Below are 17,134 nucleotides of genomic sequence, written 5' to 3' on the forward strand. Positions count from 1 at the left end.
AGCATCACCACCAGGAGCATCACCACCAGGAGCATCACCACCGGCACCGCCACCAGGAGCATCACCACCAGGAGCATCACCACCAGGAGCATCACCACCGGCACCGCCACCAGGAGCAGCGTCAGAAGGAGGAGCAACCTCAGAAGGAGGAGCAGGAGCAGCGTCAGGAGGAGGGCCAGCGTCAGGAGGAGGGCCAGCGTCAGGAGCAGGGCCAGGAGCAGGACCAGGAGCAGGGCCAGGAGCAGGGCCAGGAGGAGGTTGGAAATCTTGAGCTGCAACAGTGGTCGGGATCATGACCGTCACCAGAATTGCAAGGAGGACCACTCGGATTGTCCGTCGTCCTACTGATCGCATAACTGCCCCTCCTCATCATCCTCGTACGGGATGCCCGCTCGAGGACCCTTTAGCTTCTTCTGGCCCGGCTAGGCAACGTTGACATACTGGCCTGACCGCGTCCAACCAAACGCGTTCTTCCAGGTGTGGTCAGAGCACCTCGCGCGTGTAGCGGACCACCGCCTCGAGTTCCTCGGGGTCGTACCGGCCGCTGAAACCTGGCATGGAACCCTGTCCATCGGTCACCACTGTGAGCTGGTCGGCCAACACTGGGAACCGAATCTCCACCGAGACCAGCGACGGCCCCCTTCCCCCGGAACCGTCGGAACCGTGGCAGGACGCACACGCCTTCCCCCAGATCTCCCGACCCCTTACCAGAGCGGGATCTGCCGACCCGTCGTCGGCCCCGGGAACCTGTGGGGGGCTGGCACAGGACGCCCCGAGAACGGCCAATACCAGGAACAGAGCGCAGTGGAGTCGCATCGAACGTCGACGATACTGACGGCATGGGATTTGACCCGCGACGCCCCCACCACCGGCGCCCCAGCGATGTCCTCTACGTGGGTGCTGCCGTCGTCGTGGCTGTACTCCTTATCGCCTGGACGCTCTTCCTGTGACCTGCCAACCACCAACCGGCCACCCACGCGGGACGACCTCCTGAGATGGACAACCCCGAGATCCTGGGCGAACTGGAAGAGCGTTTCATCCATCCCTACCAGGCCACCAAGACCTACCTATGCCCGGGCTGCAACCGGGAGATCCCGCCGGGACTCGGACACTTAGTCATCGTCCCTGTCGACGTGCCTGACATGCGTCGCCATTGGCACCGAGGCTGCTGGACCAGACGCCGACCCGCCGAATCGCCACCATGGCAGCGACCATAGGGAACAGGATGTGGCGGCGACCCTCAGCAGGAACGCCGCAGCGGGATCAGAACTCCCGCTTCTCCTTGACCTTGGCACGCTTACCGATACGGTCGCGGAGGTAGTAGAGCTTGGCCCGACGGACGTCACCGCGGGCCCCGACCTCGATGCGGTCGATAATCGGTGAATGGACCGGGAAGGTCCGTTCCACGCCGACGCCGAAGCTCAGCTTGCGTACGGTGAACGTCTCACGGACCCCGCTGCCCTGACGGCGGATGACCACGCCTTCGAAGAGCTGCACCCGCTTCCGGTTGCCCTCAACAACGCGGACGTGCACCTTCAGGGCATCGCCGGCGTTGAAGTCGGGAACGTCGTCCCGGAGGTTCTGGTGATCGACGAGATCGGTGGGCTGCATGGCTCGTCCTCGAGAGGCTCGTGGCCCGTCAGACAGATCGGGCCGTTCGTGGTTCCGTCCCCGGACGGGAGGAGACCGATCGGCAAGCATACGGCCATCGACCGTGGACGACACCGGGACGACCGACCGCCCGTTGTGCCGTCTGGCTCAATCGTTCGGGTCAGGTGTCCCGAACTCGTCGAGAAGGTCCTGGTCGGCCTCGGTGAGGCCGCCACGCTGTTCGATCAGGTCCGGTCGTCGCTCGATCGTGCGAGCTAGTGCTGCGGCCCGGCGCCACCGGGCGACCCTCGCGTGATCGCCCGACAGGAGCACATCGGGAACGGACAAGGCACGGAACTCGGCCGGGCGGGTCCAGTGCGGGTACTCAAGAAGACCGTCGGTGAACGACTCGTCCTCCGGCGAAGCGCTGTTTCCCAGCACCCCGGGTCGAAGCCGCGCCACAGCCTCGATGACCGCCAGGGCAGCTAGTTCGCCGCCGGCCAACACGTAGTCGCCGAGCGAGAGCTCGTCGTCACACAGCTCGGTTCGGATCCTCTCGTCTACCCCCTCGTAACGGCCGCAGAGCAGCGAGAAGCCATCGAGCGCGGCGAGTTCCACGGCTACCGACTGGTCGAAGCGTCGGCCGGCCGGGCTGAGCAGGATCAGCGGTCGCGGGGGTTCGACGAGTTCAACGGCGGCGAAGACCGGTTCGGGCATCATCACCATGCCCGCTCCCCCGCCGAACGGACTGTCGTCGACCGTGCGATGGGCATCGGTGGCGGCCATCCGCAAGTCGTGTGCCCGGACATCGAGGTGGCCTGCGTCGGAGGCCCGGCCCAGGATGCTCTCACCTGTGTAGGCCCCGATGAGGCCCGGGAAGAGAGTGAAGACGTCGACACGGAGCGTCATGGCGTCTGGTCCGGATCAGCGTCCGAGGCAACCTCGGGATCAACGTCGTCGCCGTCGAGGAGGCCGACGGGCACGTCCACGTCGATACGAACACCCGGCTCGAAGGCCGTCAGGAAGACCAGCGGGACCAGTCGGCCATCATCCAACTCGAGAAGGTCGCTGGCCGGGTTTTCGAGGACCCCCGTCACGACACCGTGCTCGACCCCGTGCTGGTCCACCACCACGGATCCCATCAACTGGTGGATCCAAAGCGTGTCGTCGTCCGGGTCGTCGATCGGCGGCGCACTCAGCACCACCCCGCGCCACGCGTCGGCAGCCTCACGGTCGGGAATCCGGTCAAACCGGACCAGGTACCGATGCTGGTGGGGTCGACTCGACTCCACCGTGATCGCACCACGGTCGGTCTGGAGTTCGGCTCCGGGCGCGAGGCGCTCGGTGCGGTGGGTTATCAGACTGACGACGACCTCCCCGCGCACTCCATGGGGCTTGTCGATTCGGCCAACCTCGAGCAGGGCTGGCCCATCGGGATCCGGCCCACCGTCCATCGGACGGTCAGTCGACGAAGTCGACGTCGATCTCGGTCTCGTCGTTGACCGCGGCAGCCCGGACAATGGTCCGGATGGCGTTGGCCACCCGGCCGCGACGGCCGATGACGCGACCCATGTCGCCGTCGGCGACGGTCACCGAGAACGTGCACCGCTCGTCGCCCGAAGCCTGGATGCGGACCTCGTCAGGCTGCTCGACGATGGTCTTGATCAGGTACTCGAGGACGCTCTCAGCAGTCGGGGCTTCAGCGCTCATGATTCCTCCTCGACGGTCTCTTCAGCGGCCGCCTCTTCCACGGGGGCCTCCTCGACGGAAGCTTCCTCAGCAGGCGCCTCCTCAACGGCCTCTTCAACGGCCGCCTCCTCCACGGAAGCCTCCTCGACAGGCGCCTCCTCAACGGCCTCTTCAACGGCCGCCTCCTCCACGGAAGCATCCTCGACAGGCGCCTCCTCAACGGCCTCTTCAACGGCCGCCTCCTCAACGGAAGCCTCCTCGACAGGGGCCTCCTCGACAGGGGTCGCCACTACTTCGGGCTTCGGCTCGGGCGCCGCAGTCACGCTGGTGCCGGCAGGCTGACCCTTGAACTCGTCCCAGGCTCCGGTGATCTTCAAGAGCTTCTCGACACGCTCGGTCGGCTGGGCGCCGTTGCGCAACCAGCCCACCGCCTTCTCGTTGTCGATCTCGATCACGGACGGATCACGGCGGGGGTCGTAGAAGCCGACTGCCTCGATGATGCGGCCGTTTCGCGCCTTGCGCGAGTCGGCGGCAACCACCCGGTAGGTCGGCTGCTTCTTCTTTCCCATCCGCATGAGGCGGAGCTTCACGGCCACGTCGGTACCACTTTCTTGTCAGTCAGGATGATTCATCTGGCCCCCGCACGGTCTGGCGGGGGACCCTGGACACGGTGGAGTTGCGCCCATTCGGTCGTCCAGTCTGCCGGGATCCACGTCGTTTTCCAGCCTCCATGACCGGATCAGCCCCGTGACGCCCGACATGCCGTTCGACATCTTCCAGAGAAACCCGGCGGCACCCTCGAGAGGAGCCCGACCCGAGGGCCCTACGGCCTCCCCGGGGAACCCTCGCCGGGGAGACCGAGACCACCTGGGACACCGCCTGGCGTCTCGCCCAGCCCGGGCAGCGAAAGGCCCTTCTTCTTGTCGATCGGCGCCGGCCCAAGTGCCGTCGTCCGACCACCTCCGCCCCTTCGACCCTTGCCCCGGCCCTTACCAGCAGAAGGCCTGCCACCAGAGCGCCGACCCTTGCCGCCCATTTGCTTCATCATCTTTCGCATTTCACGGAACTGGCGGACCAACTGGTTGATCTCGTTGGGCTGGGTGCCACTGCCCGCAGCGATCCGTGCCCGACGGGAACCGTCGATGACGTCCGGGGCGGCCCGCTCACCGGGAGTCATCGAGTGGATGATCCCCTCGATCCGGTCGATCCGGCGTTCATCCACTTCGGCATCCACACCCTTCAGCTGTTGGGCCATCCCGGGGACCATTCCCATGATGTTGCTGAGCGGCCCCATCTTCCGAAGGGCCTTGAGCTGCTCGAGAAAGTCGTCGAGGGTGAAGGTCCCGTCCATGAGGCGGGCGGCGGCAGCCTCAGCCTCGGCCTGTTCGAACGATTCTTCGGCCTTCTCTATGAGCGTTTCGACGTCGCCCATACCCAGGATCCGACTGGCCAGGCGGTCCGGGTGGAACAGGTCAAAGTCCTCTAGGGCCTCCCCAGTCGACGCGAAGGCGATGGGACGACCCACCACCTCCTTGACGCTCAGCGCTGCACCGCCCCGGGCGTCGCCGTCCAACTTGGTGAGCACAACCGCGTCCAGTGAGAGCCGGGCATGGAAAGCCTCAGCTGTGTTGACGGCGTCCTGGCCGATCATGGCGTCGACAACCAGGAGGGTGTGGTCCGGGTCGAGTACCGCCGCCATTTCGGCCACCTCGGCCATCAGGTCATCGTCAACGGCCAGGCGCCCCGCCGTGTCACAGATGACGACGTCACGTCCCAGGCTGCGGGCCTGCGCCAGACCGGCACGAGCCACGGAGACCGGGTCGGTGGCCTCGCTGAACACCGGTACGTCGATGCGGGCAGCCAACGTCCGTAACTGCTCGACGGCCGCCGGGCGTTGGAGATCAGCCCCGATCAGCATCGGGTTTCGTCCTTGGGCCTTGAACCAGCGGGCCAACTTCGCTGCCGTGGTCGTCTTGCCTGATCCCTGGAGGCCGGCGAGCAGCACCACCGTCGGAGGCTTAGATGCGTAGGTCAGCCGATGGGTCTCGCCTCCGAGCACCCCGGTGAGCTCCTCGAGCACGATCTTGACGACCTGCTGTCCGGGATTGAGGGCTCCGCTGACCTCGACGCCGACGGCCCGCTCGCGGATCCGATCCTGGAAGGTCCGAACCACCGACAGGTGAACGTCGGCCTCCAACAGGGCTACCCGAAGCTCGCCGAGGAACTCTTCGACGTCTTCGGGACCGAGCCGACCTTTGCCCCGGATCCGTTTTAGGACCCCCTCGAATCGACTACTCAGACTCTCGAACACGGTCGGCTTCTCCTCAGGCCGTCACATCAACGGCGAAGAGTGCGTCCACGAAGTCCACCGGGTCGAACTCGACGAGGTCGTCGGCGCCCTCACCCACCCCGACCAGCTTCACCGGAATACCCAGGTCCTCCTGCACGGCGACCACGATGCCGCCCCGGGCCGAACCGTCCAACTTGGTCAGCACGATGCCGGTCACGGCAGCCACCTCAGCGAACTGCCGGGCCTGGATCAATCCGTTCTGCCCAGTGGTGGCATCTATAACCAACAGCGTCTCGGTCACCGTGCCTGAGCCCTTCTCCGCCACCCGCCGCACCTTGGCCAGCTCGTCCATCAGGTTGGACTTCGTGTGGACACGACCGGCCGTGTCGGCCAGGACGAGGTCGGCACCTCGGGCCGCCGCGTGTTCAACGGCGTCGAAGACCACAGAGCTGGGATCGGCGCCCTCCGCGCCCCGCACTACCGGCGCACCGGCGCGATCGGCCCACATAGCCAACTGGTCGGCCGCCGCGGCCCGGAAGGTATCGCCAGCAGCAAACACCACATGACGGCCCGCGTCAGCCTCACGGCCACCCAACTTCCCGATGGTCGTCGTCTTGCCCACCCCGTTCACACCGACGAACAGCCACACCGACGGACTTCCGCCAAGGGCCAGCGAGCGATCGGCGCCACCCAGACGATCCACGAGAACCGACTTGAGGATTCCCAGCACCCCGTCGACGTCGTCCACGCCCTCACGCCCAACCCGCTGGCGGACCTCGTCCAACAACTCGTCAGCTGTCGCCACGCCGACGTCGGCCAAGATCAGGGCGTCACCCAGTTCCTGCCAGATGCGATCGTCGACCACCTCGGATGCACGGATCGTGGCGAGGTGCGAAGACCATGCGTCGCGGGCACGACCGAGACGGGAGCGGAGACCCATGGCCCGAAAGGCTACCGGTGGGGTTCCGATCCGAACCCGGGCCGGAACCGGGCTGAACGTTGGGTCAGTCGTCCGCGTCCCCGCCGGTAGACGGTTCGGTGAACTGGTCGTCGAGAGCACCCAGATCGACCTCGATCAGGAGGATCTCTCCATCTCGGTCCACCTCCAGGTCGACCGACGTTCCCGGCAAACGAATCTGGATGTCGGCCCGCAACGCCGGCATGTCCCGGATGAGCCGACCATCGGAGCGGAAGATCCGGTCGCCCTCCAGCAGACCCGCACCGCTGGCCGGAGATCCCTCGATGACCTCCACGATGACCGCCCCGAAGTTGCCGTCGGTCGGGGACTCGCCTCGGATCCCCAACCACGCGGTCCCAACCGGCTCGCCGGTGATCAGACGGCGGGCCACCAGGACCACGGTGTCACTGGGCAGGGCAAACCCCAACCCGATATTTCCTCCGGTAAAGGCTCCACCAATTTGAATCGAGGTGTTCATCCCGATGATCCGGCCGTCACGGTCAGCTAGCGGGCCACCCGAGTTGCCCGGATTGATCGGGGCATCAGTCTGGATCATGGCCACGCCGGCACAGTCGGCGCCCGCCCCCGACTCGCAGCCGTAGGAATCGATGACCCGACCAAGGGCACTCACAATGCCCGCGGTCACCGTCCGATCCAGGTCGAACGGACTGCCGACGGCCACCGCCAACTGTCCAACCTCCAGGTCCTCGCTAAAGGCGAACACGGCGGGCACCAGGCCATCTGCCGGCTCGACCAACTCGAGCACGGCGACGTCGCGTCGCACGTCGACGCCGACCACCGTGGCGGCGATCTCCCGGCCGCTGGGAAGCGTCACGAGAATCTCGTCGGCGCCGTCCACCACATGGGCGTTGGTGACGATCCGCGACTCGTCGAACACGATGCCCGAGCCGTGACCCTTGTCGATCGCTGTAACGAGCACAACAGTGTCCCGCAGGGCCTCGGCCACCGCCACCACCGGTTCCTCGCCCGAATCGTCAACGGGTGCCTCCGCGAAGAGTCGGGCCACCAATGCCTCGACTTCTATTGCCGTCAGGCCCGCCGACTCTTCCACGAGGCGACTGACCACAGCCTCCACCTCGCTCTGGTCGAGGCCTGCTGCCTCTTCGACCACCGTCGACACGATGGAGGACACCTCGGCGGAACTGAGCCCCTCGGTCTCGGCCCCGCGATCGGCCAAGCGGTCAGCCACGATGGCTTCCACGTCGGCTGTGGAGAGGGTGTCGGAGGACTCGACCCCAGCGGACTCACGGGCGAGGATCTCCCGGACCTCGTCAGCGGTCAGACCCGACGATTCGCCCACACGCACCCGCTCGACCAGGTCGGCCACCACGTCGGCAGAGAACGCCAGGTCGTCATCGTCGCCCCGGAGCATCCAGCCGGCAACCGCACCGGCCACCAGGGCGGCCACCAGCACGGCGATGGCGAACACGCCGGCCAATACCCGGCCGGTGAGGCGTAGCGGCGCCTCGATCGGCGGCACGGGAGCCGGGAGCAGTCCCGGAAAAGACGGCTCGTCGGGACGAGGCGGCGTAACCGAACCGGCCCGGCGGCCGACCTCGATACTCCGTCGCTCAACGGATCGTGGAATCGGCTGTTCCTCGGGGCTCGATTCTTCAGGCATGGAGGAGAAGGTAGACGGAACAGGGCGCGTTACCGACGCAGCGCGCCTATGACCGCCCCGGCGACCGCGCTGACGGTCTCGCCTCAGATGCGGTCCCTACGGGACACGATCCGGTCCACGTACCGGGGTAACCACACGGCGAAGGTCGCACCTTCGCCCGGGACGGACCGGACGGTGGCTCGTCCCCCATGACCCTCGGCGATCTGTCGGACGATGGCCAGACCCAGCCCTGACCGTCCTACCTCCCGAGCTGATGCCCGGTCGCCCCGCCAGAATCGCTGGAAAACATGTTCGAGGTGCTCGACGGCGATTCCTGGCCCGTCGTCGACCACCGATACCCACACCATGTCGTCATCGCGGCCGGTGGCCACCCGAACCACCCCGCCACCGTCCGACACCCGAATGGCGTTGCTCAACAAGTTGGCCACCGCCCGCCGGAGGGCAGCCGCGTCGGCCAATACGTCAAGGCCCGATCGTTGCTCGAGCTCCAGCACTACGCCCGCCCGTCCGGCCGCCGCTCCGAAGTCCTCAACTGTCTCGCCCACCACCACTGCCAGGTCCAGTGGTTCTCGGGTCGCATCGGGTCGCTCGTGGTGGGCATATAACAGGAGGTCGTCGACCAGAACCGACATCCGCTCAGCCGCCCGCAGGGCAACCGACCCGGCGGCCCGAAAGTCCTCAGGCGAGGCATCCGGATCGGCCATGACGACATCGAGGTTGGTCCGCAGCACGGCTAGCGGGTTTCGGAGCTCGTGGGAGGCTTCGGCCACGAACCGGCGCTGACCCTCGAAGGACTCGTCGAGTCGGCCCAGCATCTCGTCGAACGTGTCAGCTAGGTCACGAAGTTCGTCCGACGGTCCACCCAGGTCAATGCGACGCGACAGGTCGGTGGCGGTGATCTCACGGGCCACCGCCGAGATCCGGCCAATAGGACGGAGCACCAGGCCGGCCACGTACCACCCGACCACCAGGCTCCCGAGGAACAAGCCAGCCAACGCGGTGAACGAGTAGGCCCGCAGCCGTTCAAGGGCTCGCCGGTTGACCTCTTCCTCGAAGATCACCAGCCACGGCCGGGCCGGCCGGTCGTCGGGGGTCAGCGAAGCGGGCTGCTCGGCGGCCCCGTCCGTCGTGCCAGCAGTGGCACCTTCAGCAGCGCCGTCGGCCAACTGCTCGAAACGAGCCAGACGCGACATGGGTTCATCCGACAACGCCCGAGACAGGCCCAGGTAGATGGCCCCGATCATCACGGCAGCTAGAGCGAACAGGACGATCGAGTACAGCAGGGCCAGACGGGTCCGCAGGCTGCCGAACCGGTCAGGCATCCGGTCGGCCATCCCGACCACGGACGCCTTCACCCGTCGGTCCCGTCTTTGACTCCCGGATCAAAAAGCCGGTAACCGGATCCGACCACCGTCTCGAGTGCTGGATCCTCATCGCCCACCGTCAACTTGCGACGCAAAGTGCCGACGGTGACCCGCACCGTGTTGGTGAACGGATCGGCGTGTTCGTCCCACACGTGGTCCAGCAACTGCTCCTGGGAGATGACCTCACCCGGCCGGGTCATGAAATACCGCAGCACAGCGAACTCCTTGGCCGTGAGCGCCAGGTCCCGGCCACCACGACGAGCGTGATGGCGGGCCGTGTCAACGACCACGTCCCCCACCTCCAGCACGGCACCCGATCGACCGGGATCACGCCGAAGCAGTGACCGGATACGCGCCGAGAGCTCGTCGAAGGCGAAGGGCTTAACCAGGTAGTCGTCGGCCCCCACGTCGAGACCACGAATGCGGTCCTCCAGAGTGTCGCGGGCCGTCAACATCAGTATCCGAGGCACCACCTCGTCAGGCGGATCGGCCCGTAGGCGTTCGCAGACCTCGAGCCCATCAATGCCGGGCATGGTCAGGTCCAGGCAGATCAGGTCGTACGGCGTCCACGAGGCCTTGGCCAGCGCCTCCTCACCGTTGTCGGCCGTGTCCACCGCGTAGCCCTCGCGGCGGAGACCACGGGACAGAGCGTCGAGCAGATCGGCCTCGTCATCGACCACGAGGATGCGCACGTCAACGACGGTACTCCGAGACCCACCGGTGCCGGGCCGCGGGTGTCTCGCTCGGGCGCCGGGCCCGGGAGCAGGCCACCGTGGGTCGGTCAGCCGTTGGTGAGGACGCCGAGGCGTTCGGCTACGCGGGCCGCCTCGACCCGTTCGCTGACCACCTTCGAGGAGCCACCGGGAGCCATGGATACCCCGTACAGGCAGTCCGCGGCCTCCATTGTGCGCTTCTGGTGGCTCACGATCACCAACTGCGCGTCGTTACGGAACTGGTCGACCAGTCCGAGGAAGCGGTGGAGGTTGACGTCGTCGAGCGCCGCCTCGACCTCGTCCATCACGTAGAAGGGCGACGGACGACTACGGAACACGGCGAACAGGAAGGCCAGCGCGGTCAGCGACCGTTCACCACCCGACAGCAGCGAGAGCTTCTTGACGTTCTTGCCCGACGGACGTGCCTCGACCTCCAGCCCGGTCTCCAGAAGGTCATCGGGATCAGTGAGGCGAAGGCGACCCTGTCCGCCCGGGAACAACGACTCGAATAGATCGGTGAAATGGCCGGACACCTCCGCATAGGCCGCGGCGAATACCGAGACGATCTCCTCGTCCACCGAGCGGATGACCTTGCGGAGTTCCTTGCGGGTGGACCGGATGTCGTCCAGCTGCTCCTGGAGGAACTCGTGTCGCTCCTTCAGGGAATCAAACTCGGTCAGGGCCAATGGGTTGATGGGTCCCATGAGCTTGAGTTCCCGCTCCAGCTCGGCGATCCGGGCCGCGGCCAGGATTCCGTCGGGCAGCACCGGGCATGGTGCCTCGATGGCCGCCTCGGGCTCCCGATCGAACTCGACACGAATGGTGGCCGTAACGTTCTCGATCCGCATCCGGGTCTCGGCCCGCTCGATCTCGAGCCGGGACTGACGTTCCCTGATCTCTCGGAGAGCGGTCTCGGCCTCGGTTCGCTCTCGACGGAGACCGTCCAGTCGGGCGGCCACGGCCCGGACCCGCTCGGACTGTTGGCGACGATGCTCCCGTAGCACCTGGAGTCGGGCGTCGACCAGGGCCATTCGGACGTCAATGGCCTCGACCAGTTGACGGGTGGCCGATTCACGGCCGACCAGGTCGTCCCTCTGGGCCGCGGCGGCAACCCTTTCATCGGAGAGCTGTTCGAGGCGGGCCCGCAGCTCCACAACCCGGGCTCCCACCACGGTGCGTCGACCCATCACCTCTGCGACCCGGACGTCGTGTCCGGTCCGCGATGCGCCAATGGTGGCCGATCGCTCCTCAAGCGATGCCCGGGCGGCGTTCATCCGCCGGCCGGCTTCCACCGAGGCCACCTCGTCGGCCTCCAGAGCGGGCAGGCGGTCATCCAACTCAGCCACCCGGCGGCCATCGTCGGCCAGACGCTGGTCCAGTTCACCGACGCGGGACCGCAGTCCCTCGGACTCGGTGGCGAGGTCCCGCCGCTCCACTTGGAGCCGCTGCAATGACTCGGCCGCCGCGGTGAATCGACCGTCGTGCTCATCGAGGGACCGGTTGTGACGGGCGACCTCGTCCTCAGCCAATGTGGTGCCCTGCTCGGCATCGTCGAAAGCCGCTGACGCGTTCACCTGTTCTGATCCGGCCGCGGCCAGCCGGGACTCGGCCTCGGCGAGTGCGGCGCCGGTGGCACCCCGACCATCGCCTCCGACCCGCCAGCCCGACGGGCCGAACCGGTCGCCCGAGGCGGTCACCAGCACGGCTTCAGGGTGACGCAGCGCCAGGTCCACGACCTCGGTCAACGGTGCGTCGACCAACGCCGCGTGACCCAGCAGTCGATCGAGTAGCCCATCGACACCGGTGGCTGCGTCAGCAACATCCAATCGAGCCCGGACGTGGGGGCGAACCGGGGAGCCGACCATCGGAGCTGACCGCCCGGTGGCACCGGCCCCTAGGGCCAGCACGGCAGCCGACAGGCGGCCCTCCTCCAGCGCAGTCAACGCCTCACGAGCGTGATCGGGGCCACGAACCACTACCGCATCCAGCGCCGAGCCGGCCGCCGCCTCGAAGGCAGCCTCGAATCCCTCGTCGACCTCGACCAAGTCCAGCAGGGTGCCCAACACCCCGTCGATTCCCGCCAGGTGTTCGGTACCGGCTCGTGATCGGGCCTCGTCGAGGGCCAGGGCTAGGGCATCCACGCTCGCTGATGCGGTACGTACCTCGGCCTCGGCGGCCACCACCCGTTCCCACGCGGCGTTCCGCCGCACCGATGCCTGATGTGACCGGGCCTCCGCAGCGGTCGCCTCGGCGACCAGCGGCTCCTCGGCGGTCTCGCCCACCGACAGGTCGGCTCGCAGGCGGTCGGCCTCACCGTCGAGTCGTTCCGACGCTTCGTCGAGCGCCGCCAGTCGGTCGGCCAGCCGATTCCGTTCGATGCCCGCCTGATCCACCGAGGCCCGTAGGACCCCCAGCTCGCCTCGGGCCTCGGCCGCATGTCCACCGAGTGCCGGAATCCCCTCAGACCAGTCCATCTCAAAGGCGGCCCGGTCGGCCACCAGCTCGGTCTCGGCCAAGGCCAGGCGCTCTGCTTCGGGCGCCAGCTCCTCGGCTTCGGCATCGAGACGGCCCATTTCGGCCTCTGAGCGGTCCAGTTCGGCTTCGAGACCCACCACGACCTGCTGGGAGATCAGCGCCGAGCGATCCCGTTCCAGTCCCCGGAGCCGTTCGACCAGCACTCCCCGGATGCCCCGGCCCCGCTCACGCAATGCCTCGAATCGGACTAGACGATCGCCGAGATCGTCGCCACCGCGAACCGCCAACTCGGCCTCGGCGGCCACCACCTCAGCATCGAAGCGGGCCAACGACGTGGTGTGTGTGGACTCGGTGGCGGCCAACGTCGAACGGTTCTCGGCCTCGTCACGTGCCCGGGTACGGAGGCTGGCTAGCTCGCGGCCTGCTCGATGGAGGCGTAGGGCCGTGAGTTCGTCGAGTAGGTCGCCATGTCGGCGGGCCGCATCGGCCTGTCGTTCGAGGGGTCGCAATTGGCGCCGGACCTCGCGGAGCAGGTCCGACAGCCGGTCCAGGTTGGCTTCGGTGGATCGCAGCCGACGCTGGGCCTTCTCCTTGCGGCGCCGGTACTTCAGGATTCCAGCAGCGTCCTCGATGATGCTGCGCCGGTCCTCGGGACGGGCGTTGAGCACGGCGTCGATCTGGCCCTGGGAGATGATGACGTGCTGCTGGCGGCCCACGCCGACGTCGGACAGCAGTTCTTGAATATCGAGCAGCCGGCACGGCGCTCCGTTCATCGAGTACTCGCTGTCACCACTGCGAAACAGCGTGCGGGTGATCGTGATCTCATTGAACTCCACCGGAAGTTGACCGGACGAGTTGTCGATGGTCAGCGAGACCTCGGCCCGCCCGAGGGCGGCCCGCGTCGAGGTGCCGGCGAAGATCACGTCGTCCATCTTCTGGGAACGCACGGCGCTCGGCGCCTGGGCACCGAGCACCCACGCGATGGCATCCACCACGTTGGACTTGCCGCTCCCGTTGGGGCCGACCACGACGGTCACCCCGGGTTCCATCTCGAGGGCTGCCGAGTCGGCGAACGACTTGAATCCCTTGATGGTCAGACGCTTCAGGAACACGCGCTGCCGCCGATCGGGATCATTAGGGACGATCGAACACGTCCCTTTACGCCGGGAATCACACCTGTGTCATTCGCCATGGCGCCACCCTAGGCGCGCGTTAGGCCGCGCGGTCGCGCAGTCCTCCTCTCCCCATCCGGGAGGGTCGCAGGGTGTCCGGTAAGCGGCTCAGACCTGGGTTTCGCAGTAGTAGGTCCAGCCGCCCTTGTACTTGATCCGCTGGATCGGAGTCCGGTTCCGATCGCTGAGAGCGCCGGCCCGGGCGTAGACCGCCAGGTGGTCGCCGTAGACGCCCGGTTCGCCGTACACGTCACGAAAGGGACGTTCCTCTATGTCGGTGCCCCGGTACTTGATGGCGTCGTTGACCACCTGAATCAACGCACCATGGAGCCGACGGACCTCCTGGTGGGAGAGGCTGTCCGACATCCGGTCGTGCCTCAGGCCAGCGTGGAACAGGATCTCATCGGAATAGACGTCACCCACGCCGACCACGATCGAGGAATCACAGAGGAGGTCCTTGAGATGCATCTGTCGAGCCAGCACCTGGCTGCCGAATGAGGTCCACGGGATCATCTCCCCGGCCGGATCCATGCCTCCGGCTGCCACTTCAGGGAACTCAGCCACCAACTCATCACCACCGATCACGCACACCTGCGAGCCACCCTCGGGGTCGACCAGGCGCACGTGTCCACCCACGGTGAAAGTACCGGTGATCTCGGTGCCTGGCTCTACAGCGTCGCGGGCCGTATTGCGTCGCATCTGCGCCCCGGGACCGAGCTTGATGACCAGCAACTGGCCGTCGTCGAGCTCGGAGACCAGCAGGAGGCCCATGCGCCGGACCGGGCCGAGCTTGCGACCTTCTAGGCGACTGGTGAACTGCTTGCGGTTGCGGTAGCGACCGAGGGTGGCCATGGACGCTGCCTCCACGGTCTTCAGCTTGCGTCCCGAGATCTCTCGATCGAGGGCGTAGCGGATGGTCTCCACCTCGGGTAGTTCGGTTTCAATGCTCACGGGGACTCCTGGGAGATCACGGGACGAGACGGGGGCGCAGGGGGTGCACCCACGGGAACGAGGGCGGGACTGGATGACTCGAGGGACTCGATGGCAATGCAGGCCAGCAGGGCGGCAGCCTGTTCGGCACGCTTCTTGGAGGTTCCGATGGCCGGACCATGACGCTTCCCGGCCGCCACAACCGCTGCGTGGAAACGCTTCTCGTGGTCAGGGCCGTCGTCGGTCACCTCGTAACGCGGCGCCGGTTCGGATCGACGGGCGACGAGTTCCTGGAGACGAGTCTTGTGGTCGTGGCCGCCGGGCTCCTCGGCCGATCGATCGAGCAGGTCGGCGAAGAGGCGATCGATGAGCGTCCGGGCGGCGTCCAGACCAGCGTCCAGGTGAACGGCTCCAATCACGGCCTCGAGGGCGTCGGCCAGGATCGACTCCTTGTCGGCGCCGCCGCTGGTCAGCTCGCCCCGGCCCAGACGCAGGGCGCCACCGAGGCTGATGCCGCGGGCCGTCTCGGCCAGTGCCGGAGCGCTCACTACCGAAGCTCGGATCTTGGCCAGTTGACCCTCGGGAAGTTCCGGTTGGTCACCGAAGGTGCGTTCGGCGATCACCAGACCGAGGACCGCGTCGCCGAGGAATTCCAGACGTTCGTTGGACACCCCGTCATGCTCCGCGCACCATGACCGATGGGTCAGGGCGTCGACCAGTAGCCCGGGATCGGTGAACTCGTGTCCGATGGCCACGACCAGAGCGGACGAGTCGGGCTGCTGTGGGACCGGGGAGGGGTCAGCCGAGGCGGGAAACGACATAGTCGACGGCATCGCGGACCGTACGAAGGTCCTCGAGGTCGTCGTCCTCGATCCGAAAGCCGACTGAGCGCTCGCTGAACTCCTCTTCGATGGCCTCCACGAGTTCGATGAGGGCGAGCGAATCGGCATCCAGGTCGTCGGCGAACGACGCACCCTCGGCGATCTCGGTCGGCTCGATTTCCAGGATGTCAGCCAGACGATCCCGAACCAGTTCGAGAACCTCGTCGCGCCCGACCGGGGCGCCCTCCACATGGGTTTCTGCAGGCACGTCGACTCCTGTCGATATTGGCCGGTTCCGGGTCTCCGGAGTTGTTCGCCGGGCCGTCAAACGGCCTACCGGACGGTGAACAAGCCTACCGGAATCAACATCCTGTTCGGGAGTACCCGTTAGTGGCTAAAAGGTATCTAAAGCGCAATATCAGGGCGTTTGGCCGGGTTCTGTCGGATGGGTCGCAACCCCAGGGCCTCAAGATGCGACTGCGGTAGTGATGTGGCCGACCACGTCGGCTCGCACCATCTCCGATGCCACGCCGATGGCATTTCGCATGGCCACGGCATTGGTTGAGCCGTGGCTGATGATGCACACGCCCTTCACCCCTAGGAGCATGGCGCCGCCGTAGGTGTCGGGGTGGAACTCCCGGTACAGGTCATCTAGCTCGGGGGCCAGCACGTCGGCGGCTTCGAGGGCCTCTGGTCGACCGGCCATGGCCGTGAAAAGAGCCGTCAAGAGGGCCTTCAACGCGCCCTCCGCAGTCTTCAATGCCACGTTCCCGGTGAACCCGTCGGTCACGATCACGTCGACCGCGTCGGTCATGAGGTCACGGCCCTCGACATTGCCGATGAACTCGGCGCCCCGAAGCGTGGCGGCCTCAAGGGCGGCGTACGCCTCCTTGACGAACGGGCTGCCCTTTCCGGGCTCCTCTCCGATGGAGAGCAGCGCCACCCGGGGTTCAGCGATACCCAACCGGTGATGGGCAAACACCGCGCCCATCTGGCCGAACTGGACCAACCATTCGGGTTGGCATTCGGCGTTGGCGCCCGAGTCGAGCATGACGGTCGGCGTGAAGCCGGGAGTGGGGATCAACGTGGCGATGGCCGGCCGGGCCACGCCCTTGATGCGACCCATCCGAAGCAGGGCGCTGGCCATCGTGGCGCCCGTGTTCCCGGCACTCACCATGGCCGAGGCCCGCCCGTCGCGTACCGCCTCGGCGGCACGGACCAGCGACGAGTCCTTCATCCGTCGAACGCTGGACCCGGGCTCGGCGTCCATGGCGATGACCTCGGAGGCCTCGATCACCTCCAGGTCCCCAGTGTCACCCAGTTCTCCGGGTCGTCCCACAAGGACAATGGGAATGCCGTCGTCTGCGGCAGTGCGCGCGCCGGCCACAATCTCTGACGGGGCGTGATCGCCCCCCATGGCGTCAACGGCGATGGGAAGCATGACTGGGGTTGCGACTCGGCGGCTCAGTCGGGACGAGTCACTGGAACGT

At 66.8% G+C, this 17,134-nt stretch carries 17 protein-coding genes; all 17 read right to left on the bottom strand.

The features are described from left to right. The coding region (locus QF777_04960; protein MDP6910895.1) for a hypothetical protein at positions 1–278 on the bottom strand (278 nt) is incomplete at its 3' end. A gap of 205 nt (positions 279–483) precedes the next feature. Next, positions 484–816, bottom strand: a complete 333-nt coding sequence (locus QF777_04965; GenBank protein MDP6910896.1) for a cytochrome c — start codon at positions 814–816, stop codon at positions 484–486. Positions 817–1,263: 447 nt separating this feature from the next. Further along, on the bottom strand, positions 1,264–1,611 hold the full coding sequence (gene rplS, locus QF777_04970) for a 50S ribosomal protein L19 (GenBank protein MDP6910897.1): 348 nt from the start codon (positions 1,609–1,611) through the stop codon (positions 1,264–1,266). Positions 1,612–1,758: 147 nt separating this feature from the next. Continuing rightward, complete coding sequence (trmD, locus tag QF777_04975) at positions 1,759–2,499, bottom strand: tRNA (guanosine(37)-N1)-methyltransferase TrmD (GenBank protein MDP6910898.1); 741 nt, start codon at positions 2,497–2,499, stop codon at positions 1,759–1,761. Then, positions 2,496–3,044, bottom strand: coding sequence for a ribosome maturation factor RimM (rimM, locus tag QF777_04980; protein ID MDP6910899.1), 549 nt, complete (start codon positions 3,042–3,044; stop codon positions 2,496–2,498). Before rimM ends, trmD begins: the two co-directional genes overlap by 4 nt. Before the next feature lie 7 nt (positions 3,045–3,051). Then, a complete protein-coding gene (locus tag QF777_04985) occupies positions 3,052–3,300 on the bottom strand; it encodes a KH domain-containing protein (GenBank protein ID MDP6910900.1) in 249 nt (82 codons plus the stop codon). Beyond that, a complete protein-coding gene (rpsP, locus tag QF777_04990; protein ID MDP6910901.1) occupies positions 3,297–3,869 on the bottom strand; it encodes a 30S ribosomal protein S16 in 573 nt (190 codons plus the stop codon). The genes QF777_04985 and rpsP overlap by 4 nt, the downstream gene beginning before the upstream one ends. A gap of 233 nt (positions 3,870–4,102) precedes the next feature. Then, a complete protein-coding gene (ffh, locus tag QF777_04995; protein MDP6910902.1) occupies positions 4,103–5,590 on the bottom strand; it encodes a signal recognition particle protein in 1,488 nt (495 codons plus the stop codon). 13 nt (positions 5,591–5,603) lie between these two features. After that, complete coding sequence (ftsY, locus tag QF777_05000) at positions 5,604–6,509, bottom strand: signal recognition particle-docking protein FtsY (protein ID MDP6910903.1); 906 nt, start codon at positions 6,507–6,509, stop codon at positions 5,604–5,606. 64 nt (positions 6,510–6,573) lie between these two features. Further along, positions 6,574–8,169 carry a trypsin-like peptidase domain-containing protein gene (locus tag QF777_05005; GenBank protein ID MDP6910904.1) on the bottom strand — a complete coding sequence of 532 codons (1,596 nt, stop codon included), beginning with the start codon at positions 8,167–8,169 and terminating at the stop codon, positions 6,574–6,576. A gap of 83 nt (positions 8,170–8,252) precedes the next feature. Beyond that, a complete protein-coding gene (locus QF777_05010) occupies positions 8,253–9,524 on the bottom strand; it encodes a HAMP domain-containing sensor histidine kinase (GenBank protein ID MDP6910905.1) in 1,272 nt (423 codons plus the stop codon). Then, positions 9,521–10,225 carry a response regulator transcription factor gene (locus QF777_05015; protein ID MDP6910906.1) on the bottom strand — a complete coding sequence of 235 codons (705 nt, stop codon included), beginning with the start codon at positions 10,223–10,225 and terminating at the stop codon, positions 9,521–9,523. The genes QF777_05010 and QF777_05015 overlap by 4 nt, the downstream gene beginning before the upstream one ends. A gap of 89 nt (positions 10,226–10,314) precedes the next feature. Further along, on the bottom strand, positions 10,315–13,833 hold the full coding sequence (gene smc, locus QF777_05020; protein ID MDP6910907.1) for a chromosome segregation protein SMC: 3,519 nt from the start codon (positions 13,831–13,833) through the stop codon (positions 10,315–10,317). Positions 13,834–14,001: 168 nt separating this feature from the next. Further along, a complete protein-coding gene (locus tag QF777_05025; GenBank protein MDP6910908.1) occupies positions 14,002–14,844 on the bottom strand; it encodes a DNA-formamidopyrimidine glycosylase family protein in 843 nt (280 codons plus the stop codon). Further along, positions 14,841–15,578 carry a ribonuclease III gene (gene rnc, locus QF777_05030; GenBank protein ID MDP6910909.1) on the bottom strand — a complete coding sequence of 246 codons (738 nt, stop codon included), beginning with the start codon at positions 15,576–15,578 and terminating at the stop codon, positions 14,841–14,843. The genes QF777_05025 and rnc overlap by 4 nt, the downstream gene beginning before the upstream one ends. Positions 15,579–15,621: 43 nt before the next feature. Continuing rightward, on the bottom strand, positions 15,622–15,912 hold the full coding sequence (locus QF777_05035; GenBank protein ID MDP6910910.1) for an acyl carrier protein: 291 nt from the start codon (positions 15,910–15,912) through the stop codon (positions 15,622–15,624). A gap of 198 nt (positions 15,913–16,110) precedes the next feature. Continuing rightward, positions 16,111–17,085, bottom strand: coding sequence for a phosphate acyltransferase PlsX (gene plsX / locus QF777_05040; GenBank protein ID MDP6910911.1), 975 nt, complete (start codon positions 17,083–17,085; stop codon positions 16,111–16,113). Positions 17,086–17,134 lie beyond the last annotated feature (49 nt).

Source organism: Acidimicrobiales bacterium (assembly GCA_030747595.1).
GTDB lineage: Bacteria > Actinomycetota > Acidimicrobiia > Acidimicrobiales > MedAcidi-G1 > UBA9410.

Excerpts from the sequence above, each read along its gene's own strand:
- QF777_04965 (MDP6910896.1), bottom strand. The coding sequence starts at position 816 with ATGCGACTCCACTGCGCTCTGTTCCTGGTATTGGCCGTTCTCGGGGCG.
- rplS (MDP6910897.1), bottom strand. The coding sequence starts at position 1,611 with ATGCAGCCCACCGATCTCGTCGATCACCAGAACCTCCGGGACGACGTT.
- trmD (MDP6910898.1), bottom strand. The coding sequence starts at position 2,499 with ATGACGCTCCGTGTCGACGTCTTCACTCTCTTCCCGGGCCTCATCGGG.
- rimM (MDP6910899.1), bottom strand. The coding sequence starts at position 3,044 with ATGGACGGTGGGCCGGATCCCGATGGGCCAGCCCTGCTCGAGGTTGGC.
- QF777_04985 (MDP6910900.1), bottom strand. The coding sequence starts at position 3,300 with ATGAGCGCTGAAGCCCCGACTGCTGAGAGCGTCCTCGAGTACCTGATC.
- ftsY (MDP6910903.1), bottom strand. The coding sequence starts at position 6,509 with ATGGGTCTCCGCTCCCGTCTCGGTCGTGCCCGCGACGCATGGTCTTCG.
- QF777_05005 (MDP6910904.1), bottom strand. The coding sequence starts at position 8,169 with ATGCCTGAAGAATCGAGCCCCGAGGAACAGCCGATTCCACGATCCGTT.
- plsX (MDP6910911.1), bottom strand. The coding sequence starts at position 17,085 with ATGCTTCCCATCGCCGTTGACGCCATGGGGGGCGATCACGCCCCGTCA.